Here is a 25,335-nt window from a genome sequence, read left to right on the forward strand (position 1 = left end):
ATCTGGCCTTGGCGTCTGACAAATTGCTTGTCAGGCATCAGCTGAAACAGCTGTCAGGAGGGTCTATGAGCCAAAACAAGTACAAGAGTATTCAAGATCTGGTGGACAACTACATTGCTTCTGGCCTTTCTGCCAGAGAGTATGTGGAAGCCCGTGTGGATGCCGGAGATCTCAGTGCTGCCGAAGCCCTGAAACTGCTGTCGATTCTTCGGGAAGCACAGTCCATTACCTTTAAACTGGCCGAAGTCAGTGATGACGGGTTTTCCGGCCTGCACATGGTTCTTATGCGCAAGGAAGAGGAAGAGCCTGCTGATGACACTTCTCCGCTATTCAGTATAGAAATCGATGAAAGCCTGAACAGTAATCGTGACGACGTCATTAACCTGCTGCAAAAATTTGCCAAGGAGCTGGCTGTGCTGGCTACACGTGGTGAGCTGGAAGAAGCGGAAGCCATCGATACGATTGATGACCATCCTGAAGACTGGCTGGATCATCCTAACATTCTCCCCGCCAGCGAAACGCGGCACTGATAAAGCAATAGCCTTCATCTCATCCTCTCAACTCCTTATCAACTTATAAAAATAAGCCCGGCAGGTTCCGGGCTTATTTTTGGCAAATAAAATGAATAACTAATACTGTTTATATAGCTCATTCTTTAGTCATCAACAGATTCATTGATCAAACCATTGAATGACCTGTGGATAACTGACTGAATCGCACTATTTGCATGCCTTACAGAATTTTGGTTATTTTTTACACAATTCAATAACACCTATCAGCCACTCTCTGAAAACAACGGGATAACACTCAAGCTCACTTATGTGATCGTGATGATGCTCTTCAGTCAATCCAGATTGGCCTGATCACTCTGAAATGTGTTAGCCGATAGAATAGCCTCAACATAGGAAGCGCCGTTCTCAGAAAACCCACCCAACAAATCGGAAATAATAGTGACCAACTGGTTATAGCCATCCTCACCAGAAGTCATTAATACTGTCTTCTGCAATGAAAACCTGGCATTCAGTTTAGAGTATTCAACCAATGGATTATCAACGTATTGTTCAGGCATGGTCTGTTCCAGTACCTTATAAAGATCATGGGCTTTATCATAAGCCTGTTGGGAAATTACCGTGACAATATGACCATCTTCATACACTCTGGCTGGCTTCTGCCTCGTCAGGGCCTGAATGGTTGGGTGCTGAATGTTGTTCTCTTTATAAGCCCGGCTCATGACCAGGCTTTGAAAATCCTCAAGAACGGTGTGCCGATTGGATGCCAGTTGAATCGCCCGGTTCTGCGCTTCCGGAAAACCAATAAGGCCCTTTAAGCCGACCCACAGGGTTGTCATGACATTATTTCCCGGTATCGGCGTCACATGATAGGGGTTGGAAAAATCACCCAGATAATGGAGCCCCCATCCCATAAAACGCCAACCCCAATATTCATGCCCCTGCTGGAAGGCAAACTCGGAAAGCTGCTTGAACAGCTGGATTCGGTACTCCGGATAGGTCTGCTTTAAAAAACCACCCAGGGCGTAAAGAATTGAAGATTCATGGTAAAAGCCCATGTGGAAAGGCGCCTGTGTTCCGTATTCCAGGTTGGGATTTCCGAAGGGCTGCTTCCCAAACCCATAAATCTTGCCATAATCGGTATCACTGTCGGTAAACAGGCCTATATCCAGGCCATGATCAGGTTCATCCGTGGCTGTTGTAACGATATCAACAGCTGAAGCCTTATCCCCCGGTTTTAACTGAACCAACTGCACAGAAGCCAGATGACCAAAACGGTTCAGAGTACTGATCGACCTTGGCTTAATGGGCGGAGACTGTCGTTTTTCCCCGGGAAGAAGCTGTAAGTACAAAGGCCATTTGGTATTTGGATTCACACGAATGGCATGGGCAAAGCGGGTACGAATATTGTCTTTGCTGCCCGTCGCCTTGAAGGCCAGTTCTGGCGGACGTGGTGCATAGTGCCATAAATTTTCCTGCATCCATCGCTCCTGCTGATCCAGAAATGCTTCCAGTGCCTTCTCATTAGCCAGCAGAAAACTTTCCAGGCTTTCAACTTTTGCCGGGGCGGCATCATGAACCTGCGGAATTGTAGCCAGCAGCTGGTGACTAACCAACGTGTGGTTGGACCAGGAAAATGCCTGGGCAGATATCAGCAAAGCGAGTAGAAAACATAAGGTACGCATAAGCAGGCTCTGTAACATAGGGTTTTTATTAAATTTATTGTGCGTATACCATAGCGATGATGAAGGGTTGATGACAAATGGATATCAACAAAAATAAGAAAAAAACAGGGTATAAATTTCTTGCATACTAATATGCACTTTAGTACAAATAGACAAGCCGAAACACAGAACAACAATAAAAAACACTAATTCTAATAATAAACGGCAAGGATACAGCCTTTCATGTTGACACCACAAAAACGACTGCAGCTCGCCCCTGCAACCGCTGGTTTTATTTTATCCGGAACACTGCTTCTCTCTGCTTCTGCCCGGGCTTTTGAGTTTGAGGCAATGGATGGTGAAGTACAGGGAACGCTCAATACCACCATTACTCTGGGTGCTAAGTATGACCTTGAGGGTTATGTGACGCCAGATGATGCTGAGCAAAATGAAAACGACGGTGATCGCTCTTTTGATAAAGGCTTTGTCAGTAAGGCTCTCAAACTGACTTCTGAGCTGGACTTGAAAAAAGATAACTACGGTTTCTTTGGCCGTGCTACTGCTTTCTATGACTATGTACTGATGAATGGAAGCAACCAGTGGGAGTCCAATAACGCTGCTGATGTTGCAAAAGGCTTCGACGATGAAACCGGTACATTTAATGGCTGGTCTGATGAAGTAAAGGATAATCAGGGTCGGGGAGTCAAGTTACAAAGCGCTTATTTATACGGCGACTGGACATTTGAAGGCTGTCTCTTGATCACAAATAGCTACCTTGTTCTATCATTTCTCACTGATAAAACAGGTCATGCTTCCACTTTCTCCTAAACCATGGTCAGAACTAACTTTTGGATGTGCTGATTTGGGCGATACTCGACGTACAAAACGACTTGTCAAAGTTGCTGCCGAGCTTTCAGCTCATACCGGTAATTCTTTGTCATCTTCATGCGAAGGTTATACCGCACTGGTAACTGGAGCTTACCGGCTGATTGAGAATGAGGCCGTAAAGCCTGAAGCAATAGCTGAGGCAGGCTTTCAGGCAACTGCCAAAATAGCGAGACAGTCTCGCCTACTTCTGGCTCTCGAAGATACAACAACCCTGGGTTATAAACATGCTGTCAGATCCGAGCTTGGTGATCTTGGAGGTCCTGAAGGCTCTAAAACCAGAGGATTCCACGTCCACTCTGTCTTCTTGGTTGATGCGGATACAGAGCGAAGCATTGGGCTTATTGATCAAGAACGATGGGTTAGAGAGGACGTTCAGCGGGGGAAAAAGAACCAACGTCGTCAGCTACCTTACAGTCGTCAGCTACCTTACGAGGGAAAGGAAAGCTTTAAGTGGCAAAGAGCCTCTGAAAACACAGAACAAAGGATGGGGGGTAAAATGCCTGACATCATCAGTGTTTGCGACCGGGAGGCGGATATATACGAATATATGCACTACAAACTGGATAACCGACAGCGGTTTGTTGTAAGAGCTACACAAAACAGAATCCTGGTGGATGGCGAACTCTTATTATTTGATTCCTTAGCTCAGACTGAAGTGTTGGGGAAATATACGATAGTGGTTCCTCAAAAAGGAGGTAGAAAGAAGCGAAAGGCAACGCTGCAGGTCAAAAGAAAGAAGATGACAATACAGGCGCCGCAAAGGCCAGGCGGCAGGCCGGAACCGGTAACTATGAATATTGTGTCGGCTGAAGAGATTGGCAATGACTCCGAAGACCGTTTGCACTGGGTACTATTGACAACTGAAGATATTGAAACATTCGAAGACTGTCGCTCTATCATTCGATTTTACGAGCTCCGATGGCGAATAGAAGAGTTCCATAAGGCTTGGAAATCGGGAGCAGGAGTAGAAAGGCTTCGTCTGCAATCTCCGGATAACATTGAACGACTTGCGGTCATATTAATGTTTGTCGCTGTCAGACTAATGCAAATCCGTGAAGCATTAATGTTACCGAATGACAGGCAGCACAAAGACAGAAAGCTTTGGAGTGAAAAAACACTCGCGAATGAGGTGGTCAGTGATGATGAATGGCAGGTTCTCTGGCTAACCTATGAAAAAAAAGCGTTGCCCGATAAGCCGCCAACAGTCACTTGGCTGCTTCAAACGATTGCTCGGCTTGGTGGTTGGGGTGATTCAAAGCATACAGGGCAGCCCGGCTGGTTAGTGGTATGGGAAGGCTGGGCGAAATTGCAGGATCGGGTAAAAACCTGGCAGATAGCCCGGCAGTTCAGCGCTGGAGAGATGTGATCAAGAGTCAGATTTGAAGGCGGTCAGAAACTCAGTCTTAAACTGGGTGATCAGACCCATAACTGGGGTGAAACTATTTTCTACGCCGGTGGTATGAGGGATTTAAACGCCTATGATGTTGCGCTCGCCAGCCTTCCCGGCTCTGATGGCGATCTGAACATTGCCCAGGGCATGCTGATGGCAGACCTCCAGTTCAATGATGAAATGAAACTGTCTGCTTTTGCCCAATATGACTGGGAACGCTCCATTATGCTGGGACGTGGTACTTACGACTCTGGCTCAGATCTCTTTGTTCCGGGCTCTGACTTTGCCTACTATAAACTGTCGGAATTCGGTCTTAAAGGACAGGATGCTGTATTGGAACAAGCTGGTATCATGCAAGCCGCCGACTACGGAAAAGTTGCAAATGTAAGTGGTGTCGAAGCAGCCAGGGATTCTGGCCAGTGGGGAGTGAAGTTCACATTCACACCAGAGGCATTACCTGATACCGAATTTGCTTTATATTACGCAAACTACCACTCGAGCCTTCCGTTCATTGAAGCTAAAGTTTCTCAAAGCGAAGCAGCACGAGGCATTGGGTTAGTTGGTGGCTTTACTACCAACCCTGCAGATCCAACTGGAGACCCAATATTTGATATTGCAAACTCTGCTTCTGGAGCGATAAATAATTTACTTACAACAATTAACGGAAATTCATTACTTGGAGGGGCTGCAGCAGCACAACAAATTGCAGGAGGCATCGCAACTCTTAATATGCTTGCCAATGGAGTTGATGCCCGAGTAATTTACCCGGAAGACATTAAACTCTGGGGTGCCAGCTTTAATACTAAAGTCTGGGGTTATACACAAATTGCCGGCGAAATCACCTACAGAGAAAATGCTCCAATCTGGGTTGATCACCCCGATGACATTCTTGGTAGCGGTGCTGCTGGTATCGGAAGCTTTGCAACCGGTGGTGATGTTGAAATTTCTCAGGCTACGGGAAAAACCATCAAAGCTGACCAATGGTACCGGAATATAGAACGGACACCGATGTGGGATGCTTCTTTATCGGTGATCCAACCATTCGGGGCCGTGCTTGGCACTGATTTGATGTATGTTGTTGGTGAAGCGGCGTTTGAACAAGTAGCTGGCCTGGACGATGAATATTATGGCCGCATTTTAGGAAAGGGAGCTGGATCCGGAATCAATGAGGAAGAGCGCCTCGACCGTAACAGCTGGGGCTACAACGTAATGGTCGGTGCAAATTGGAATGATGTCACAATGCCGGGCCTGAACCTTGAGTCCACTTTCCGCTTTACCCATGACGTTAATGGCAACTCCCATTTTACCGGCCGCTTCGAAGAAGGCGAAAAGAAGATCAATATGGGCCTGACCGCCAAATAAGACGATATGATGGCCAAGTTGACCTGGGGTGGCGATGCGGACGATGTACTGAGCAATGGCACCCTTACCGGAACCATTGGTTATACCTTCTGATGACGCCCCTCGCTCCCATACTCCGGAGGGTTTTGCGACACCCTCGGAATCATGGGAACCATAACCGGTGTTGAACGGATTTCATTCATCAAAAAAACCGGCACCTCTTAATGGTACCGGTTTTTTAACAATTCACACAGCCACACTTATCCTGGCCCCTTGGCAGGAATCAGCATCAGGCATTTGGATCAATAATCACATGAGCGCCTTTTTCAGCAGCCACCTTACGACAGGCCTTGTAGTCACGATCACTGGTAATGTAAAAGGCAGGCGCAACATTGACCGAAAGATCAGGGGCCATTCCACGACCATTGGACTGCCTTTCAGAATTTACGGAACCCATTGAATAACAAACCATACCCTGTTTCTGAACATCTTCCACCTGATCAGCAGCCTGAGCAATACCAGCCAATAACATCCCCGCTACAGCAACAGCAATTACTTTCATTACTTCAATCCTTTACGTGTGATTTTAAGGAACTGTTGTTATCGGCCCCTGCAGCAATCATTTAGCAGGTAATTGTTCTTTTCTGAACAATCAGGGAAGCCAGCAACAACGCCTGCAGTAAAGTATATTTGGCTTTTCCAGTCTCACTGGCTGATATCGATATTCTGTTCTTCCGGGCACTTTAGCAGTCTTGATACTTGCCGTCCAAAAAGAACGATACTTACAATGTTCTTACCTTATCCAATGGCGGCTCCATTCCATTCCAGCCCGTCAAGAAGGTATGATGGAAAAAAACAGCACTGATCATTACATTGGACGTTAACCATGAAAAAACTGCTAGCCATTACCGCTACCGCACTCATCCTTCCGATAACCAGTCAAGCCGCATCACTGGACCGGGAACAGCAACAACAGGTCAAAGCGCTGGTACGTGAAGCCCTGCTGGAAAACCCTGAAATTTTCATTGAAGTGGTCAGTGAGTTAAAAAAAAGAGAAGAGCTAGCCAGAACACAAGCCCAAAACTCAGTGCTCACCCAGAGTGTGACTGAGCTTTTTAACAACAGTGAGGACCCCTTTGCCGGTTCTTCAAACCCAAAACTGAGCATTGTTTACTTTGGTGATGTGAACTGTGGATTTTGCAAACAGCAGGACCCTGTCCTGGAAGCTCTGGTAAAACATTACCCGGACTTGAAAATTATCTATAAAGACCTTCCTATTCTTGGGCCAAGCTCAAGAGAAGCGGCAGCGCTTTCATTAGCGGCCAGGGCTGAAGGTAATGACGCTTACCTTGCACTGCACAAACAATTCATATCACATCCTGCCCGACATGACTCAAATTCCATTGCCAGTAGTGTAAGCAAACAGGGGCTGGATCTGGATGCACTGAAAAGCGCTGTTGATAATGATATTAACCAGCAACTGGACAGTAATATCAGGTTAGCTGAGAGGCTGGGCATTACCGGCACCCCGGCACTGGTGTTCCCCGATGAAGTGATTGGTGGATTTACTGATGAAGATGCCTTGAAAGAGATGATTGATCAAAGGCTCAAACAAATCAAATAGCATCTGAAAAGGTAGGACAGAATCCAATATAAAGACCCTGCTGACCTGCAGGGCCTTTATTGAGCAGGTGCTTGAATTATCCGATTTCAGAAACAATACAGGCCTTGCGATCCTTACCGGTCCGCTCAAGGTAGGCGGCAAAGTCTGCAGGAATACGTCCTGTTGTAGCCCCTTCCCAATCTACCGATGAACCATCAACTGCCTCGTAGCGGAACAGATAGCGCTGGCGTATTTTTCCTTTCCGGCCATTGTTGCCCTTATCCTCCGTCAGGTCTTTAATATCAACCAACGAGAGCCCAAGCGCTTTTATCTGTTTAACAACCGCATCCAGTGCCTCTTTTTTGCGGGCCTGCTCCTCGGCAACCTCCATTTGAGCCATCAACTTTTCTTCGTAAATGGCTTCAATGCGGCCAATGATGCGCTGAAGATCTTCAGCATGCATATCATGAAAGAGCTTGCGTACCTGAACTTTAGACTTCAGGACACCGAGAGCTTCATCAAAAATATTCATTGTTTGAACCAATCTTATCAATCAAAAGAACAATTAAACGTAAGGTTTGAAATCCGGAAAAAACTAACATCGACACATCTGCCTGTAAATAGACAAAACTCCGTGCATTGTTGACAAAAAATGAGCATGTTATCTCACCTCCTCTCAAAAAATGTTTTTCCATACATCGTTTTACCTAACAACCGATTACCTCACGACAAAGTCGTGAATCACAAGGGGTAAAACGAAGAATCTGGTTCCTCACCGCATGGTTTGGAAAATCAGTAATGGTTAACGATTAACGCAGAAATCAGCAGCATAAAACAGGGAAGATTAAATAAAGCCGCAACACTGATCAAAGTACTACCAACATAATAATTCAGTCTCATTTCAGGGATAAATTAAAAACAGCGACCTGCCACATCATGAAACTTAATCACTGAGTTTAATTCATATTTAAAAATACGCCAAAAAAACTCCTCAGAAACACGGTACTGCCTTTATAGCCAACGCCCTTTATCAAGATGTTATGCGCAAGTAGCTGACAGTAAAACGATCAAAACAATACCAAGCCAAAGAACAAGGGCATTACTTACAGAAAAACAGTGCGAGACAAATAGGTTTGAAAATCAACGTTTATAAAATCAGTTTACTTTCAAAGCCCCGGAAAGTCCCAAGGCTTTGAAGACGCTCTGCAATCAGGAAACCGCTTCGCGCTTCTTCATTTCCTCGGCACGAAGATCCTTTCTCAGAATTTTACCGACAGGCGTCGTTGGCAGAACCTCCCTGAACTCAACCTGCTTCGGTATCTTATAAGCGGTCAGGTTCAGTCGGCAGTACTCATTGACTTCCTCGACGGTTAAACTCTTGTCTCCCGGAATAATAAACAGTTTGACTGCCTCACCGGTTTTCTCATCAGGCACACCAATAACAGCGCAGTTCTGCACTTTGTCATGCCTGGAAACAATATCTTCAACTTCATTGGGATAAACGTTAAAGCCCGAAACCAGCACCATATCCTTAACCCGGTCTACGATTTTGACATAACCTTCTTTATCGATAACCGCAACATCTCCGGTTTTAAACCAACCGTCATGATCGATCACGTCGGCCGTTGCTTCAGGGCGCTGCCAATACCCTTTCATGACCTGGGGCCCTTTCACACACAGCTCCCCACGCTCGCCCAATGGCAGCTCAACCCCCTGATCATCAATGGTCTTAAGAGCCGTGCCGGACATAGGCAAGCCTACCGTACCCAGTTTTGAATAACTGCCAGCAGGGTTCAGGGATACCACGGGTGATGTTTCAGAGAGGCCATAACCCTCAGAAATAGTACATCCCGTCATACCCTGCCATCGGTTGGCAACCGCTGCCTGCAAAGCGGTACCTCCCGACATGGTCAACTTCAGCTCCGAAAAGTCGAGGTCTTTAAAGTCAGGATGATTCATCAAACCAACAAACAACGTATTCAAGCCGATGAATATATTCATCTTGTGGGGCTGCAAAGCCTTAACACACGTATCCATATCCCGTGGGTTGGCAATCAAAACACTGTGCCCGCCCAGTTGGAAAAACGCCATCAGATGCACTGTGAAAGCGTAAATATGATAAAGAGGCAGGGGCGCAATCGCCGTATTGCCATCGGGTTTTGCCAGAGGCACACCTTGATCATCGGTCTGAGACAAGACACTGGCCGTCTGCAGTACATTACTGACCAGGTTACGCTGAGTCAGCATGGCGCCTTTGGCTACCCCTGTCGTTCCACCGGTGTACTGGAGCACGGCGACATCATCTGGATTTGCAGGATGCGGTTTACTGAACCGGGCTTTGGCCCCTGACTTCATGGCCTGATTAAAACTCACTGCCTGTGGCAACTTATAGGCGGGAACCATCTTCTTGACGTGCTTCACGGCAAGATTAATCAGCGATCGCTTCGGCCAGGGAAGCAGGTCGGCCAACTCAGTGACAATCAGATGCTTGATTGGCGTATCGCCAATGATTTCCTCTACCAGGTGACCCACAACGTTCAGGCAAACCAGTGCCTTCACCCCTGAATCAGTAAACTGGTGCTTCATCTCCCTGGCCGTGTAGAGAGGGTTTGTATTGACAATGATCAGGCCCGCCTTGATCGCCCCATAAACGACAACGGGGTACTGAATAATGTTGGGTAGCTGAATAGCAATGCTGTCACCCGGTTTCAGTGTCGTATGATTCTGAATGTAGGCTGCAAACTGAGTACTGAGCTGATCTATTTCGTTGAAGGAAACCGTTCTGCCCATGCTGGTATAGGCTGGCCGGCCGCCGTATTTATGGACTGCATGTTCAATGACTTCACCCAGGTTTTTGAACTTTTCAAGATCAATTTGATCAGTAACACCGGGGGCACGCTTGCCATCCCAAAAACTGGCTTCCATGAACACCTCATCTTTATTTTTTTCTGAATCATACTCTCTAAACGTTCAACCTTGAACCATAAATGATATTTTTTGCTCCTTTTTGTTATCAAAGCCATTAAGCTCTCAGGGGTGTGATTTGCGGAAAATTCATGAATTAACAGGTAATGCCAACTTCCCGGCCCAAAGCCCACAGCAGTTCCCGGGTGAAGCAATCAAATTCAGTTTTTGTCGGCGCGTCAGCTTCTTGATGGCGGCCTCCCGTCGGCTAGCCGATGGGCGGTCATGATCACCCTCCAGATATACCAGCTGCTGTGGCTTCCGTCCCCGGAAATACCTGGCCCCCCTGGCAGTACGGCAATGTTGATACCAACGCCGTTCAATATCTGTCGTAATGCCGGTATAAAGGCTATTATCACTGGCAAGAATTATGTAAACCGACCAACATCCATCCGACATTCTCTGCTCTCCCTGGACGGCTGCAAAAAGCTTCAGATCCATTTGGCCATCGATTGTAGTAACTTGTAGCAATGTACTTTCAGCAGGCTCTCACCTTCTCAGTGTGCGGATATCTCTTTCAACCATTGCCCGTCAGCCAATAGTCGGTAATACACCACCGATCACCCCAAACTGGGCAACAATCACCATAAATCCAATCATGATGGCAATGGCCAGTGCTGGAATCCCCCCTGCCACTTGATAGGGTTCTTCCATATGGAGCTTACGAACCTTCCAGACCAGTGCCACGGGAATAAACACCGCCAGAATCACCAAGGCCACAGCAGCGTAGCCAAGGGCTGTGACAAAACTTCCCGGCATAAAAATAGCCGCCAGCAATGGGATCAACAGCGTGAGAGTAATGGTTTCAATCCGCCCCCAGAGACCATGAGAGCGGCCAAAAACTTCTGCCAGATAGTCAAATAGCCCAAGAGCCACCCCCAGGAATGAGGTCCCCAGGGCAAAGGCGGCAAATGCACTGATCATATAATCAAAACTGGTCGTACCGGAATGGTTGCCAATGACATTCATCAACGACGTGACACCGTCCGAACTGTGCGCCATGGTCACCACCACCGTAGAGGACACCACACCAATCACCACCGCCATCCAGATAATATAAATACTGAACGGCAGGGCACTGCCAGCAATCAGGGCATAGCGAAACCGCCGGGGTTTACCCTGAACATACTGAACAACGGTGGGTACCGCACAATGATAGCCAAATGACGTATATAACACCGGTAGCGCAGCGAATAGAATGCCCGGCGGACTGCTCTCCAACGCAAGGTTACTCAAACTGACCTCGGGCAACATTGACAACACAATATAAAGCAGTGAGGCCAGCATCAGAGCAAACATCGCCCGGTTGACCAGATCCACAACACGGGTACCCGTCACGACCAGAATAGCAACCAGCAAAACCACCATCGTCGCGGTGATTCGAAAAGGCAGATGCACTCCCTCTTTTGCCAGCAGACTGCCCAGAACACTGGCACCTCCGGAAATGTACGCTGCGCACAGGGAGTAGTAGAGAAACAGCATGGCGACAACCGCAATACCCTGGCCAACCGGCCCCATCAAACGCCCCATGACGCCATGCAGGTTCTCTGCTTCCGGACAGGCCCGACAGGCCTCGGCAATCAACAGCCCCCCATAGGTTGATAATCCCCACATCAAAAACATCAGGAGTACGCCCCACCCCAGTCCTGTCAATGCTGACACCAGGGGCAACGCCAGCATGCCAGCACCAATGGAAGTACCGGCGACCAGAAGGCTGCTACCCAACGTCTGACTTTTCATATTCGGTCCACCTTTTTGATAAAGCAAAAGCCACTAAAAGCGGCTTTTGAACGTGGGAGGCTTATATAAAACAGGTCGACAAACTCACTCTATAAATAACCTATAAGTACTAATAATGGACCGAATTAGCATTTTTTCTACTTATCAGATGTTCTTATCAAAGATCTTAAGAGCTGGCTATGCCATCAAGCGCAGCACTTTTTGTATTTTTTCCCACTACCACAAAGACATGGATCATTTCGACCCGGCACTTTTTCAAGTATTGTAGTTTTAGGAATATCCTTCAGTAACTGCAAAGCCAATGTATCTTCTGCGGCTTCTTCATCCACATGAATTTGGCAAAACCAGCCATTCTCCAGAAACTCTGTTTCCAGCTCAGCCCTGCGTTCTTCAGTCTGAACAGTAAGAACAGCAGGGTTCTTTTCAGTCCCGAGACGAGCTTGCTTCTTACCGTCGAAAACCCGGTAGGCCTGCTTATCGTCAATCTGAAGATTGGTCTGGGTATAAAATTTGCCCATTTGATCACCTGTTAAGCTGGGAAACGTTGACCTCTCGGAACGAGAGCAAGAGGAAATGCAAAACCGTAGCATTTTACTGGAAGTCCCGGTCATTAGCCACCCGACAACGCCTTCCGACAGTGTTCAAAAACAGGCGACTCCTCCCTCACCTGGAATTTCGTCCGCGATACCATGATGGTAAAGTGCCGGATTATTGAGGAGCGTGGGTGGAGCGATTAACGCTCCACCCGCTATGTTTATAAAGCCATGTTTCTCAGAAAAGCCTATAAAAGACGAATGCCATCGTCATCAATACTGATCCGGCGTTCTTTATAAAGACCGCCAATCGCCATTTTGAACACCCGTTTACTGACTGAAAACTCCCTTTTGACGACAGCAGGGTCAGTACGATCATTGAAAGGCAAAAAGCCATTCTCTGCCTTCAGCTTGGCAAGAATCACCGTGCTCAGGTCATTCATTCCCTGTTTATCAAAGCCTGGCTTTTTCAGGCATACATCCAGCTTCTGATCAGGCCGGACCCGTTTAATAAATCCGTCAAACTTCATTCCCATCCGGATTGGCCTGTTGATATCCTGGTCAAAAATAACCCCCAGGTATTTATTGTCGACAATTGCCGTATAACCAATATCTGTCCGGTCACAAATCATCAGTGAAACCGCCTGACCATTACTGTACTGATGTGGCGCTTTTGACGAGTGTGATGGGAGAGTACTCAGAAACTTACTGATTTTCGAAGACGCAACGATCCGGTAGCTCTGCTGCTCCTGATAGACATAAACCACATAGAACTGGTCTTTGACCATGCGCTCTTTCTGTTCACTGAATGGAACCAGCAGCTCTTTTGGCATATTCCAGTCAAGGAAAGCACCAATACGATTGGTATCGGTAACTTTCAGGCAGGCGAATTGCCCGACCTGAGCCCTGGGGCGGAGTGTGGTGGCAATGGGGACATCATCAGAGTCCAGATAGATAAAAACATCCAGCTCATCCCCCACCTGACACCCTGCTGGCACAAAGCGTTTTGGCAGCAGGATGTCGTCCAGCATACCTCCCTCAAGAAATGCACCAAAATCCAGAAGATTGACCACCTTCAGGTGGTTCATTCGACCTATTCTAACCATGAACCTGTCCGGCAATAAAAGCGGGCGCGAATTATATCATTCCAGTGGCGGCTCTGCTGTCATCAGCAGCAAAAATAATGCTGCAGTCGGGCTATTGCCAGTGACAGGTTATTCCACGATTTACTCCGCAATCTGTTACTCTACAACCAGGGCAACATCTTCGGCATCTCTCGGTAATACCTCACCGATAATCGCCGCCTGCGGATGCAGGCCAGAAGCGTGCAACTCTGCCAGTATGTCATTCGCTGAGGCCGCAGGGGCACAGATTAACAACCCACCGGAAGTTTGCGCATCACAGGAAAGCATCTTCAGGTTGTAGTCCATTCCTTCACGGAAGCGGGCATCATCACTGACATACTGCAAATTGCGGAACGCCGCCCCCGGTATACAGCCATCGTCAAACAGCTCATAGGCTTCATCCAACAGCGGCACTTGCTGCATATCAAGGTGCAAGGTCAGCCCGCTCCCATTGGCAATTTCACGGGCATGTCCGAGCAGACCAAAACCGGTGATATCGGTTGCACAACGAGTGCCGTATTTCACCATGATTTCAGCAGCGGTTTTGTTGAGCAGTTTCATCTGCGCCAGTGCCTTCTGATAGGCTTCGGTGCTGGCCATTTTCTCCCGGTGGCCAGAGATCAGCGCGCCAATACCGATGGGTTTGGTCAGTATCAGTTTATCGCCAACCTGTGCCTGACTGTTACTGAATAACACGTTCCGGATGGACTGTACCGATCACGGCCAGACCAAACTTGGGGGGATGATCCTCAATAGTGTGGCCACCAACCACCAGAGCCCCCGCCTCCATGGTCTTGTTCTGCCCGCCTTTCAGAATCCGGGCGAAACCACTCACCGGCAGCTCACTGGTAGAGTACATCATCAGATTCAGCACCATCAGTGGCTTACCGCCCATGGCAAACACATCACTCAGGGCATTAGCGGCGGCAATCTCACCAAATTCCTCCGGATCACTGCACACGGGCGGGAAGAAATCGGTGGTAAAGATCAGCGCTGTCTCGTCGTTGATCCGATAGACCCCGGCATCATCATGGGTGGAGATGTCCACCAGCAGATCAGGGTGGCCGGGAAACTGCAACTCAGTCAAAATCCCGGCCAATTCCGTCGGTGACAACTTGGCAGAGCAGCCGCCATACTCGACGGTTTTCAGCAGATCAATGCTGTCTGTTAACACTTGCGAAGACATAAAACGCTCTCAACCTTCCTGTTATTCCGTACTGGCCAGGGTCGCGGCCAGACCAGCCTGCTCCAGTTGCCTCTGTACCTGTTCGGCTGCGCCGTTGTCCACCTCAAGGCACATACCACACTCAGATGAAATCTGCCGGGGCACAGGTACAACTTCGCAGGCAATATTGTTGACTCGGCAAAAAGCCTCAGCCTTGATCGCCAGACGCATGGAAGGCAGCAGCAAAAAGGATCGTTTCATACGCGGCCTTTCCTGACGTGCTCTCTGCCGCTTTCCCTGGAAATAGCCGCCAGGGCAGTGATCAGGTAGTCGAAATCAGCTGTCGTATGCAGAGGTGAGGGTGACAAACGACAGGTGCCATCAGGAAAGGAGTTCAGGAATTGATGAGCGAGTGGTGCGCAATGCAGTCCCGGACGGGTTTCTATACCAAACTCTTTTTCCAGCTTCCACGACAGAGTCGCCGCATCAATACAATCGTGCAGCAGCGAGATCACTTCGCCCTGGGCATCCTGGTTTTCGGTGCGCTGAATACGATAACCCGGCAGCGCCTCGATGGCCGCCATTAACGCAAAAAAGTCGCTACGACTGTGTTGCGGCTCGGGCACATTGTCCAGTGCCGCCAATAACCCGTAAATACCGACCATATTGGGTGTACCCGCTTCAAAACGGTCGGGCATTCTCTCCGGCATGGTCAGATGCTCGCTATTACTCCCAGTGCCACCGAGATGTAACGGCTTTACCGTGTCGGGCTGGCGAATAAACAAACCGCCGGTACCCGGTGGACCAAACAGCCCCTTATGTCCGGTAAATATCAGATAATCGATACCCCATTCATCCACTCGTACAGGCAATTTGCCCAATGATTGAGAGACATCCGCCATCAAAGGTACCTGTCCAATCGCCTGCCTGATCTTCGCCAGTGGCTGAATAGCACCGTTGACATTACTCTGGTGATTAACAATCACCAGTCTTGTGTTTTCGGTCAAAACCGAAGCAATCAGATCAGTCTGAACGACACCATCAGAACCCGTCGGTAGTTGCCGAACAGTTATCAACCCGCATCCTTCCAGATGCGCCAATGGTCGTGCGATAGCATTGTGCTCCAGGGGCGAAATTAACACTTCAGCCCTGGTAACCGCTTTAGAACTGGCGAAGTCGATGCCCTGCAAAATCACATTGGCAGCGTGTGTCGCATTGTTGGTAAAACAGAGATGCTCAACCTGGCTGATATCCATCAGCTGCGCCAGACGCTCCCGGCAACGCTCCACCACAGCACTCGCCCGAAATGCACGGGCATGGGAGGAACGCCCATAACTGCCACCTTCCTCTAGCAGGTAGCGGGTCATCGCCTGCGCGACAGCAGCCGGTTTGGGAAAAGTGGTGGCACTGTTGTCGAAATAGGTTAAGCTGGGCTTAGTTAAACGACTGTTCATGGATAAACGACATGGCCAGTCTGTGCGATCTTTTCAGCAATCTCATACATATTGGAGATACGCCCTGCCGCCAGCGTCTCTTTGATGGCAAAGAAATCGACACAGGCTCCACAAACGATCACATCAACACCATCCTCTTCGAGTGCCCTGAGTGCTGCCTCTGAGCCAGAGCCCTGATTGGCTATCAAGGCACCGCCATTGTAGAGAATAATGGCCGTGGGTTTGTTCTCTAACTCACGCAGTGTATTGAGATAACCCTTGACCAGCAGTCGGCCCAGATCATCATCCCCATGTCCCATACCGTCACTTTTCAACACGACGATATAGTTGGCTGTCTGGTTAGCTGTTTGCTGCCCAACAGCAACGCTTACTTCGGGAGCGGTGTTTGCCGCTGGTTTTGTTATAACCGTTGCGTTGGATATGGCGCTATCTGTTGCACGAGTAGCAACGATGACCCAGCAATCGTCGCCTTCCTTCTGCACACTCGGCTCTGCACCCTGATCGCTCAGGAAACTGACCAGATTGAGATGGGCAATATCGTTATCCACCACTACCTGAAACTGCTCACCGGCTGCCAGCGTTTTCCAGAGTTGCCGGGTTTTTATCAATGGCTGGGGACAGAGATACCCCCGCATATCGAGCGTGTAGAGCTCCGGGGTTGCTGATGCTGATGATGATGTTGTTGGCTTTTGTAATTGATCTTGCATTGAAACGGGAACCTCATGTCGCTGTGTTCAATAGACAGCAATTCTACTGGCAGAAACGATATACGAAAAAGCGACCCGAAGGGATAGAATTCTTACCCGTTAGCCGTGGCAAATTGCACAATTAATGATCTGCGTCAGTGTTAATTGAGCCCCGCTTCAAAGAGAATCCCTCTCTTTGCCCCCTGATTCAAGCTCCAGCTTGCTGCCTATTGAACGTAGCACAGGCTCCGTGTCTCTTAGAGAAGGTCCTTTAGAGAATGTCCTGTGGAGAATCTATTATGCCTATCCCGAAAAGAACCCAACCCAACAGCCATCTGCCCGCAAAAGAACAGGCCATTGCCAACCGCAGGGCCGAAGGGTTGCGACGTTATTCCGAGGCCAGCGACAAAATTCGCATCGAGGCCGAAACGCTCTATCGCAACGACAAATTCCTCTGTTCAGAAGCGGTATTCACGACAGTTAATGATTATTTAGGACAACCCGCTGATGCCCGAATGGTCAAAATGGCATCGGGATTCCCGGTCGGTATGGGGATGGCTGGTTGCCTCTGTGGCGCACTCTCCGGCGGGGTTATGGCGCTCGGACTCAGCCATGGCCGGGAACAGGCCGGTGCCGAGATAGATAAGGATATGTTTCCCATTTCCGCCGAGCTGCATGACCGCTTTATCAGGCGTAATAAAAGCACTTGCTGCCGCAAACTGATCAAGGATGTGGAATTTGGCTCTCAGGCACATCGGGAGCAATGCATTCGCTTCACCGGAGAAGTGGCCGCCGATGTGATCGACCTGATTGAGAACGGTATCACCTTGGTGGATATGACCAATGAAGGTAAAACAGAAAGCTCAGCAGATTGTGCCGGTTGCGAACCGGAGACCCGGCGTGAGTGACACAATCACCCTTTCTGAATGACCTGTGGTGAGATTATGGCACCCGGCCTTGAAGCAGTCCGTACCGGCAGGGCCTCACTGGCCGAGTGAAGTGAAGATAACAGCAAGTGCGCACCAGAACAGGGCGCACTTTATGCACTTTTACCGATTCACTTTTACCAATTCATTGCTGTACCGGAGCAGACTTAAGCTGAACAGAGGGCTTCACAGCCGTAATAAACATCACCTGGCCATTCTGGATCACTTCCGCCAACAGCTCATAGTTGCTGCCCGGATTCACCAGCTCGGGCGCATAGTTAACCATATAATCCACCACATCCACATTTCTGCCGACCTGGATTCGCTCAATGCCAATGATGCCAGCCGGGTCATTGGGCATGGCGCTATCCTGCAGAACCACAATAATTTCAGAACCCGGTGCAAAAGTACCGGCACTGGCTGCAATCTGACCACTCACACTGGCTGACTCAGCAACGTAAGTCAGGCTCTGGTTACCACTTTGATTATTCAATATCAGTCCATTACCTTTGATTACAATGTTGTCCAGTTTTGGGAAGGTTGCCAGATACTCTGCCTCCTTGGTCATAAATGGTGCGGGGCAGCCGGCTCTGGTGCCTCCCATTGGGGTAAAGATAATTTTGTTGTTGGCAACCTGATAATTGCCAAAGTAGCGGTTACACTGGGCCTGACCACCAATACGTCCATCCTGGGCAGTCGCAGGCCGAAGTTCCATGGTTACTCTTGGTCCCGATGCCGCCAAGCCGTTCATTGACGTCAAGACCCAGGTTTTGTTCTCAACCAACTGGGGGTCAACGCCTTTCAGCTGATGGGAACTGCACCCGATCAGAGCAATACCTGCCGCCAAAACAATACAAGAGTGGATCAACCTTTTCATGTCATACTCCAGCTACGGGAATAAAAGATAAACCTGAAGACTGTCGGACTTAAGCGTCTGCAGCGAGGATCGTCTTAAGTTCAAAGGCCTCCTGCGGGAAGGCCATCAGCGATAGCCTGTAGGGGGTGACGGTCCGGGAAAGAGTGGCCTGACCTCCACAAAACCTGACCCTTTGATCAACCGGAAAATCACAAACTGACAGAATTAAAGTAGTCGATCATCAGGTATTGCCGCCATTCTATTTTATTAGCCAGGGGGTCTGCTGAAAGTCGATTATCTTGTACGTTCGTTTATCAATTACTCGTGTATTGACGAATATTCAGTATAACCCGACCGTTGACTTGCCACTGTCAGTCATGACAGCTATTAACTCAGAAAACTGATGAGTATAATTAATATGCAGTTCAACGTAAGATTCAGTATGATCAGAAACACAAACTCTGGATAAACACCCGATATATGGTTCCGAAATCTACAGCAGGCAACAAACTTATCAGCCGGGGCTACAGTCTGGCTGAAGAGATCGCCAACAGCATTACTCACGGTCTGGGAGCGCTGCTGAGTGTTGCCGGTCTGACGCTGCTGGTTACCTTTGCTGCTCATCAGGCTGATGTATGGCGAGTCGTCAGCTTCAGCATCTACGGCGCTACCATGATTCTGCTGTTTCTTGCCTCTACGCTTTACCACAGCTTTCAGCATCCAAAAACCAAGAAAGTCTTCAAAATACTGGATCACTGCTCCATTTATCTGCTGATTGCCGGAACCTACACGCCTTTTCTTCTGGTGAGCATGAGAAGCGTCACAGGCTGGATTCTTTTTGCTGTGATATGGACGCTGGCAGTAGCGGGTATCATCTTTAAAGTCGTGTTTGGATCAAAATACAAAAAGTTATCAGTCAGTACTTACGTTCTTATGGGATGGCTGGTGCTGATTGCTTCCGGAGAGCTGGCGGATAACTTGTCAACCGGTGGAATATACTGGCTGGTTGCCGGTGGATTTCTTTATACAGCTGGCGTTGTTTTTTATTTATGGAAAAAGCTGCCCTTTAATCACGCCATCTGGCACCTCTTTGTATTAGGTGGCTCGGCCTGCCACTTCTTTTCGGTTTTATTTCATGTATTACCAGCCGCTTGACTAAAAATGTTTTTTTCAGTTTCTCTGGAAACTTTTTGATGATCACTCAGTCTGTATAGTAATGACGTACTCTTAGGGTAGACATTAAGCTCAAAAAAGGTTCGTTTCCGGCGGCAGAACCCACCTTGAACAGCCACAATAAAGCTTCGAAACCATTATCAATGGCTGAACAAGATGAGTACTGCAAATAGTAGATTAGTTGAAAAAAACTGTTGACCTGTTTCGACCGGTCAGAACTCCTAAGTATGGCGGAACAGCTTGGTTTTACTATACGACAGCGAGATATCCGTCCTTTGGATTTTATCCTCTCACTGATCGATGCCCTCGCTGGTGATGGAAACTGCGATACCCAGGCGGATCTACACCGTAAATTTAACGAGTTGACGGGGCTGAATGTCTCTTATCGTTCTTGGGCAAATCAAGCTAAAAAGGACGCGCTGCCTACTCTTATCCTGTGGCTATGGGTGCAGTGTCTGGAAATATTTTCCCGCAAAGTCATGGCGTTTGATGAAGACAGTCCATTTTCAGAGTTTGAGCACATTCTGATTCAGGACGGTTCGTCACAAGCTGTCTATGATGCCCTGAAAGAAGCATTTCCCGGCAGGTTCTCAACGGTCAGTCCTGCTGCCGTCGAGCTTCATACGACAATGGATCTTCTCACCAACAACCTGGTGCGGGTGCAGCTGACTGAAGATACCCGTTCAGAAAGAGACTGTCTGCCACCACTGCCAACATCCATGGCCTATATCCTGATGCTAATGGATGCCGGTTATTTTGAGCTGGAACTCTTTGCCGCTATTGATGACAGGGAGGGTTCTTTTATCTGCAAGGCACCTCAGAGTATCAACCCGACGATACTCAGCGCGGTACGGGAGGATGGCAAGAATCTCAATCGCTACAAAGGACAAAAACTGAAGGATGTACTGTCTGGCTTCCCCAAAGACCAGTGCCTCGACCTGGATGTAGAATGGCCGGGATTCAAAGCCTGGCCATTCCGCTTGGTTGTCCGCTGGAATGACAAAAAACAGAAGTGGGTTTTCGTTGTGACCAACCTGAACCGGGTGGAGTTCACCTTGAGTGATGTGCTCCAGGCCTATCGTCTACGGTGGCAGATAGAGCTGATTTTCAAAGAGATCAAATCCTATTCAGGGTGGCATCGTTTTAACACCAAATCAGCGACACTGGTGTTTAGCCTGATTCTGATGTCCTTTGTGGTTGTGACGTTGAAAAGGTACCTTGCCCATGCTGCACAGGCGAACCTCTGTGAAAGTGGGAGCATTGAGGAAATCTCGACGCACAAGGTGATGAAAAGTGGGACTCACCTGTTTGGTAATGTGATTTCATCGTTGATGAATGCAGGAAAGTCATTGGTCTCATGCATTAAAAAGCTACTGGACTTCTGGGGAAATAATGCGAAACGAGAACACCCTGCACGGGATGGTTGTTCAGGGCGTACAAGATTAGGCTTCTGTGCAGTGGGTGGAGCTTAATGTCTACCTTAAGATGACGTACTTAGTGAGAACATTAATTTATGGCTCTTTTCGTATTGCAGACTGCTGATTTCATAAATCAGGCTGGAATCCTCCTGTGGCAGGGCTTGGCAATATTTAGCCAGCAGTTTCCTGAAGGCATTGTATATCAAGGCCTTTGGCCAATTTTCATTGCAGAGCAGTCTGTAACCCGAAAAGAGCCTAATTTATATGAACCCCTCAGAGAAACCTCAGACTAATTATACTGCTCAGTGGACAGACGTCTCTTTAAAAAATGAACAGGTTGCTTCTTGTAAAGAGACAACAGATTCTAATGGCCACCTTGTCAAACAGATGTCACCGATACCTTCAACCTTGCAACAAGCTATGCCACCTTCATCTTTTGACTTATTTGATGAAAAAACACGGCCACACCATTCCGGACTGCCGGGTATTCGGATTATTACCGGGGAGCTTTCAGGCAGATCTGCTCAACAAAGTCCAAAACTGACACCCGCCGAAATCAGCCATTCTCATCAGCTAATTCTACCTTCTGCCACCATTAACAAACCCGATGACCAGGCAACTAAAGCACTTAGGGATAAATTGATAACACTGGCTGGCATCCCCAGTTCCAGGTACCAGAGACAATTCCCAAACCATGCTAGCTGTGACACTCGAAATGTAAGCAGCTATCTACGGTCAGAACCGATCAGAAATATGGTTAAAGATATTATGCATCAATATCAGCTATGGGAGGACAGGGAATTTAATCACTATCTACTATCTAAAAAGTTGTCAGGAGCCTTTAACCCTGAATCTTTTATGTGGGATACTCCATACAATCTTCTGGAGATTGTTGTTCATTATGTTTTTCAAGAAGACCACATTCTCAGAAACATATCATTTTCTGGAGCTCATGGTTATGGGCTTTCATATTGTGACCATGAAATTTTAACAGAGCACAAACCAGTAAGAAGTGAATTTGTCAGGAAAATTGAAATTAAATACTCAAGTTACGCACCTTGCTGAAAATCAGCCATTATTGGTGGCATGAAAAATGATCTCATAGAACTTTATTCTGACTACCTGTTGTCGTCGTCTGGGAAGACCACTGCAACGGGAGTGTCAGAGCTTTTGGATAATGTCTACAGTCATGACCAATTCACCCGATTGCTTTCAAACAATGAGTTTACCAGTCGTGACTTATGGCTTTACGTTAAACCCGTCGTGCGACAGGTTGAGTGCAGTGATGGGGTTTTGATCTTTGACGATACGATTCAGGAAAAGCAGTTCAGCAAAGAGAATGCCCTGAACACCTGGCATTTTGATCATACAAAAAATCGCACCGTGAAAGGTATAAATCTGCTCAATGCACACTACCATGCCGGAGATGCGTCGATTCCTGTCGCCTATAAATTGATCGAGAAAACCATCCTGTACACCGACTTGAAGACAAAAAAGGTAAGACGATATGCAGAGCAAACCAAAAATGAAATGATGCGGGAGATGCTGATGATTTGCTGCCATAACCAGCTTATGTTCCGCTATGTCCTTGCAGATAGCTGGTTTTGCTCAAACGACAATATGATGTTTATTCGACACGACTGTAATAAACATTTCCTGATGGCGATGAAGTCAAACCGCAAGGTATCCCTCAGTCTGGACGACAAATTACAAGGCCGTTCACAGCGTATAGATACTGTTGATTTTTCAGAAGATAAGCCTGTACAAGGGTGGATAGCAGGTGTCGATTTCCCTGTTCTGCTATACCGTCAGGTCTTTAAAAACAAAGACGGAAGCACAGGCATTCTCTATCTGGTTTGCAGCGATCTTGACTGTTGCATATTCTGGTAACTCTTGAACACTCATTCTGGTAACACTTGAACACCCATTCTGGTAACACTTGAACACCTATTCTGGTTTCTTTTGAACACTTTTTGATGATTTCCAGAATCACCGTTCAAGCTTCCAGAAACGCTGTTCAACAGACCATAAACCGGTCTAATACAGCTAACAAATATCTTCTTATGCATTGATTTTCCATAACTTTGGCCGTTCTTATCTGTACCAAGAGAGGGAACCGGCCATGACAGAAAACAGGATTACCATGCGTAAGCTACTAGAAATACTCCGGATGCGGTTTGGCAGCCAACTCAGCTTCCGACAAATTTCCCGCAGTGTACGGGTCAGTGTGGGGACGGTATCCAACTACGTTAAGGCCTTTCAGGAATCGGAATTAAGCTGGCCCCTGGCAGAGGATATATCTGAGCCTGAGCTTATTCAGGCGCTGTTTCCCGATGCCTCGATAGCCAATCGAAAAGGGTTGATTGATCCTGACTGGGCTGAGGTGCATCAGGAACTGAAGCGCAAGGAAGTGACCAAACAACGACTCTGGGAAGAATACTGTCAGGCCCACCCCCTCAATCTGACTCTTGATCACATCTCTCCAGCGCTGAACTGCCGGGCTATCTGCCAGGTTTTTACCCGATCCTGCAATTTCGCCCAGCCTTCCCATACCACTAACCAGCCGGGCTGCCCTGTATGCTTTGAATCACCCCAACCACCAAGCCGAGCAATCGTTTGAAGCAGCCAAGTGACTGTTGGCGGCTTATCGGGCAACGCTTTTTTTTCATAGGTTAGCCAGAGAACCTGCCATTCATCATCACTGACCACCTCATTCGCGAGTGTTTTTTCACTCCAAAGCTTTCTGTCTTTGTGCTGCCTGTCATTCGGTAACATTAATGCTTCACGGATTTGCATTAGTCTGACAGCGACAAACATTAATATGACCGCAAGTCGTTCAATGTTATCCGGAGATTGCAGACGAAGCCTTTCTACTCCTGCTCCCGATTTCCAAGCCTTATGGAACTCTTCTATTCGCCATCGAGCTCGTAAAATCGAATGATAGAGCGACAGTCTTCGAATGTTTCAATATCTTCAGTTGTCAATAGTACCCAGTGCAAACGGTCTTCGGAGTCATTGCCAATCTCTTCAGCCGACACAATATTCATAGTTACCGGTTCCGGCCTGCCGCCTGGCCTTTGCGGCGCCTGTATTGTCATCTTCTTTCTTTTGACCTGCAGCGTTGCCTTTCGCTTCTTTCTACCTCCTTTTTGAGGAACCACTATCGTATATTTCCCCAACACTTCAGTCTGAGCTAAGGAATCAAATAATAAGAGTTCGCCATCCACCAGGATTCTGTTTTGTGTAGCTCTTACAACAAACCGCTGTCGGTTATCCAGTTTGTAGTGCATATATTCGTATATATCCGCCTCCCGGTCGCAAACACTGATGATGTCAGGCATTTTACCCCCCATCCTTTGTTCTGTGTTTTCAGAGGCTCTTTGCCACTTAAAGCTTTCCTTTCCCTCGTAAGGTAGCTGACGACGTTGGTTCTTTTTCCCCCGCTGAACGTCCTCTCTAACCCATCGTTCTTGATCAATAAGCCCAATGCTTCGCTCTGTATCCGCATCAACCAAGAAGACAGAGTGGACGTGGAATCCTCTGGTTTTAGAGCCTTCAGGACCTCCAAGATCACCAAGCTCGGATCTGACAGCATGTTTATAACCCAGGGTTGTTGTATCTTCGAGAGCCAGAAGTAGGCGAGACTGTCTCGCTATTTTGGCAGTTGCCTGAAAGCCTGCCTCAGCTATTGCTTCAGGCTTTACGGCCTCATTCTCAATCAGCCGGTAAGCTCCAGTTACCAGTGCGGTATAACCTTCGCATGAAGATGACAAAGAATTACCGGTATGAGCTGAAAGCTCGGCAGCAACTTTGACAAGTCGTTTTGTACGTCGAGTATCACCCAAATCAGCACATCCAAAAGTTAGTTCTGACCATGGTTTAGGAGAAAGTGGAAGCATGA

The 25,335-nt window shown here is 47.9% G+C and carries 24 protein-coding genes and 2 pseudogenes; 10 read left to right on the forward strand and 16 right to left on the reverse strand.

Features of this window, described 5'->3' with window-relative positions:
* Nucleotides 1-65: 65 nt before the first annotated feature.
* Nucleotides 66-530 carry a hypothetical protein gene (locus tag MJO57_RS07425; protein WP_252024152.1) on the forward strand — a complete coding sequence of 155 codons (465 nt, stop codon included), beginning with the start codon at nucleotides 66-68 and terminating at the stop codon, nucleotides 528-530.
* Nucleotides 531-844: 314 nt separating this feature from the next.
* Here MJO57_RS07425 and MJO57_RS07430 read toward each other — a convergent pair whose 3' ends face one another.
* Nucleotides 845-2,194 (reverse strand): hypothetical protein, encoded by a 1,350-nt coding sequence (locus tag MJO57_RS07430; RefSeq protein ID WP_252024154.1) that lies wholly within the window; start codon nucleotides 2,192-2,194, stop codon nucleotides 845-847.
* 222 nt (nucleotides 2,195-2,416) lie between these two features.
* Between MJO57_RS07430 and MJO57_RS07435 the strand changes: the two genes are divergently transcribed.
* The 3 genes and pseudogenes from MJO57_RS07435 to MJO57_RS07445 form a co-directional block, all read left to right on the forward strand.
* Nucleotides 2,417-3,001 (forward strand): DUF1302 domain-containing protein, encoded by a 585-nt coding sequence (locus tag MJO57_RS07435; protein WP_371924796.1) that lies wholly within the window; start codon nucleotides 2,417-2,419, stop codon nucleotides 2,999-3,001.
* Entirely contained in the window at nucleotides 2,982-4,427 is a 1,446-nt protein-coding gene (locus tag MJO57_RS07440) for an IS4 family transposase (protein WP_252024158.1), read from the forward strand. Before MJO57_RS07435 ends, MJO57_RS07440 begins: the two co-directional genes overlap by 20 nt.
* Nucleotides 4,428-4,454: 27 nt before the next feature.
* A pseudogene (locus tag MJO57_RS07445) lies at nucleotides 4,455-5,813 on the forward strand (DUF1302 domain-containing protein); the annotation flags it as partial.
* 268 nt (nucleotides 5,814-6,081) lie between these two features.
* On the opposite strand, the gene MJO57_RS07450 reads toward MJO57_RS07445, so the two are convergent.
* Entirely contained in the window at nucleotides 6,082-6,354 is a 273-nt protein-coding gene (locus tag MJO57_RS07450; protein ID WP_252024160.1) for a hypothetical protein, read from the reverse strand.
* Nucleotides 6,355-6,678: 324 nt separating this feature from the next.
* Between MJO57_RS07450 and MJO57_RS07455 the strand changes: the two genes are divergently transcribed.
* On the forward strand, nucleotides 6,679-7,416 hold the full coding sequence (locus MJO57_RS07455; protein ID WP_252024162.1) for a DsbA family protein: 738 nt from the start codon (nucleotides 6,679-6,681) through the stop codon (nucleotides 7,414-7,416).
* Nucleotides 7,417-7,492: 76 nt separating this feature from the next.
* On the opposite strand, the gene MJO57_RS07460 is transcribed toward MJO57_RS07455, so the two are convergent.
* The 11 genes from MJO57_RS07460 to yedF form a co-directional block, all read right to left on the reverse strand.
* Entirely contained in the window at nucleotides 7,493-7,927 is a 435-nt protein-coding gene (locus MJO57_RS07460; protein WP_252024164.1) for a hypothetical protein, read from the reverse strand.
* 677 nt (nucleotides 7,928-8,604) lie between these two features.
* Nucleotides 8,605-10,320, reverse strand: a complete 1,716-nt coding sequence (locus MJO57_RS07465) for an AMP-binding protein (protein ID WP_252024166.1) — start codon at nucleotides 10,318-10,320, stop codon at nucleotides 8,605-8,607.
* Between the two features lie 129 nt (nucleotides 10,321-10,449).
* Nucleotides 10,450-10,800: a GIY-YIG nuclease family protein gene (locus MJO57_RS07470; protein ID WP_371924799.1), complete on the reverse strand. Its 351-nt coding sequence runs from the start codon at nucleotides 10,798-10,800 to the stop codon at nucleotides 10,450-10,452.
* A 90-nt stretch (nucleotides 10,801-10,890) separates the two neighbouring features.
* The gene (locus tag MJO57_RS07475; RefSeq protein WP_252024168.1) at nucleotides 10,891-12,099 is read right to left on the reverse strand and encodes an aromatic amino acid transport family protein; all 1,209 of its coding nucleotides are present in this window, start codon (nucleotides 12,097-12,099) and stop codon (nucleotides 10,891-10,893) included.
* Nucleotides 12,100-12,284: 185 nt separating this feature from the next.
* Nucleotides 12,285-12,617 carry a PBPRA1643 family SWIM/SEC-C metal-binding motif protein gene (locus MJO57_RS07480; RefSeq protein WP_252024170.1) on the reverse strand — a complete coding sequence of 111 codons (333 nt, stop codon included), beginning with the start codon at nucleotides 12,615-12,617 and terminating at the stop codon, nucleotides 12,285-12,287.
* A 263-nt stretch (nucleotides 12,618-12,880) separates the two neighbouring features.
* Nucleotides 12,881-13,738, reverse strand: coding sequence for a S1 RNA-binding domain-containing protein (locus MJO57_RS07485; RefSeq protein WP_252024172.1), 858 nt, complete (start codon nucleotides 13,736-13,738; stop codon nucleotides 12,881-12,883).
* A 135-nt stretch (nucleotides 13,739-13,873) separates the two neighbouring features.
* Nucleotides 13,874-14,452, reverse strand: coding sequence for a selenide, water dikinase SelD (gene selD, locus MJO57_RS07490; protein WP_252024174.1), 579 nt, complete (start codon nucleotides 14,450-14,452; stop codon nucleotides 13,874-13,876).
* Nucleotides 14,439-14,942, reverse strand: a complete 504-nt coding sequence (gene selD, locus MJO57_RS07495) for a selenide, water dikinase SelD (RefSeq protein WP_252024176.1) — start codon at nucleotides 14,940-14,942, stop codon at nucleotides 14,439-14,441. Before selD (MJO57_RS07495) ends, selD (MJO57_RS07490) begins: the two co-directional genes overlap by 14 nt.
* Before the next feature lie 21 nt (nucleotides 14,943-14,963).
* Nucleotides 14,964-15,182, reverse strand: coding sequence for a DUF3343 domain-containing protein (locus MJO57_RS07500; protein WP_252024178.1), 219 nt, complete (start codon nucleotides 15,180-15,182; stop codon nucleotides 14,964-14,966).
* A complete protein-coding gene (locus MJO57_RS07505) occupies nucleotides 15,179-16,375 on the reverse strand; it encodes an aminotransferase class V-fold PLP-dependent enzyme (RefSeq protein WP_252024180.1) in 1,197 nt (398 codons plus the stop codon). Before MJO57_RS07505 ends, MJO57_RS07500 begins: the two co-directional genes overlap by 4 nt.
* A complete protein-coding gene (gene yedF, locus MJO57_RS07510; protein ID WP_252024182.1) occupies nucleotides 16,372-17,082 on the reverse strand; it encodes a sulfurtransferase-like selenium metabolism protein YedF in 711 nt (236 codons plus the stop codon). Before yedF ends, MJO57_RS07505 begins: the two co-directional genes overlap by 4 nt.
* Nucleotides 17,083-17,360: 278 nt before the next feature.
* On the opposite strand from yedF, the gene MJO57_RS07515 reads away from it, so the two are divergent.
* Nucleotides 17,361-17,969 carry a C-GCAxxG-C-C family protein gene (locus tag MJO57_RS07515; protein ID WP_252024184.1) on the forward strand — a complete coding sequence of 203 codons (609 nt, stop codon included), beginning with the start codon at nucleotides 17,361-17,363 and terminating at the stop codon, nucleotides 17,967-17,969.
* Between the two features lie 163 nt (nucleotides 17,970-18,132).
* On the opposite strand, the gene MJO57_RS07520 is transcribed toward MJO57_RS07515, so the two are convergent.
* On the reverse strand, nucleotides 18,133-18,864 hold the full coding sequence (locus MJO57_RS07520; RefSeq protein WP_256493249.1) for an META domain-containing protein: 732 nt from the start codon (nucleotides 18,862-18,864) through the stop codon (nucleotides 18,133-18,135).
* Between the two features lie 459 nt (nucleotides 18,865-19,323).
* Here MJO57_RS07520 and MJO57_RS07525 point away from each other — a divergent pair, with 459 nt between their 5' ends.
* The 4 genes from MJO57_RS07525 (at nucleotide 19,324) to MJO57_RS07540 (ending at nucleotide 23,324) form a co-directional block, all read left to right on the forward strand.
* A complete protein-coding gene (locus MJO57_RS07525) occupies nucleotides 19,324-19,998 on the forward strand; it encodes a hemolysin III family protein (RefSeq protein WP_252024186.1) in 675 nt (224 codons plus the stop codon).
* Between the two features lie 212 nt (nucleotides 19,999-20,210).
* Nucleotides 20,211-21,488 carry an IS4 family transposase gene (locus MJO57_RS07530; protein ID WP_256491761.1) on the forward strand — a complete coding sequence of 426 codons (1,278 nt, stop codon included), beginning with the start codon at nucleotides 20,211-20,213 and terminating at the stop codon, nucleotides 21,486-21,488.
* A gap of 210 nt (nucleotides 21,489-21,698) precedes the next feature.
* On the forward strand, nucleotides 21,699-22,499 hold the full coding sequence (locus tag MJO57_RS07535) for a hypothetical protein (protein WP_252024188.1): 801 nt from the start codon (nucleotides 21,699-21,701) through the stop codon (nucleotides 22,497-22,499).
* Nucleotides 22,500-22,520: 21 nt separating this feature from the next.
* A complete protein-coding gene (locus tag MJO57_RS07540) occupies nucleotides 22,521-23,324 on the forward strand; it encodes a transposase (protein ID WP_252024190.1) in 804 nt (267 codons plus the stop codon).
* Between the two features lie 382 nt (nucleotides 23,325-23,706).
* Here MJO57_RS07540 and MJO57_RS07545 read toward each other — a convergent pair whose 3' ends face one another.
* On the reverse strand, nucleotides 23,707-23,910 hold the full coding sequence (locus tag MJO57_RS07545; protein ID WP_252024192.1) for a hypothetical protein: 204 nt from the start codon (nucleotides 23,908-23,910) through the stop codon (nucleotides 23,707-23,709).
* Nucleotides 23,907-25,333: pseudogene (locus tag MJO57_RS07550) on the reverse strand (IS4 family transposase). Before MJO57_RS07550 ends, MJO57_RS07545 begins: the two are co-directional and overlap by 4 nt.
* Between the last annotated feature and the right edge of the window lie 2 nt (nucleotides 25,334-25,335).

Origin of the sequence: Endozoicomonas sp. SCSIO W0465 (genome assembly GCF_023716865.1) — a bacterium.
Classification (GTDB): domain Bacteria; phylum Pseudomonadota; class Gammaproteobacteria; order Pseudomonadales; family Endozoicomonadaceae; genus Endozoicomonas.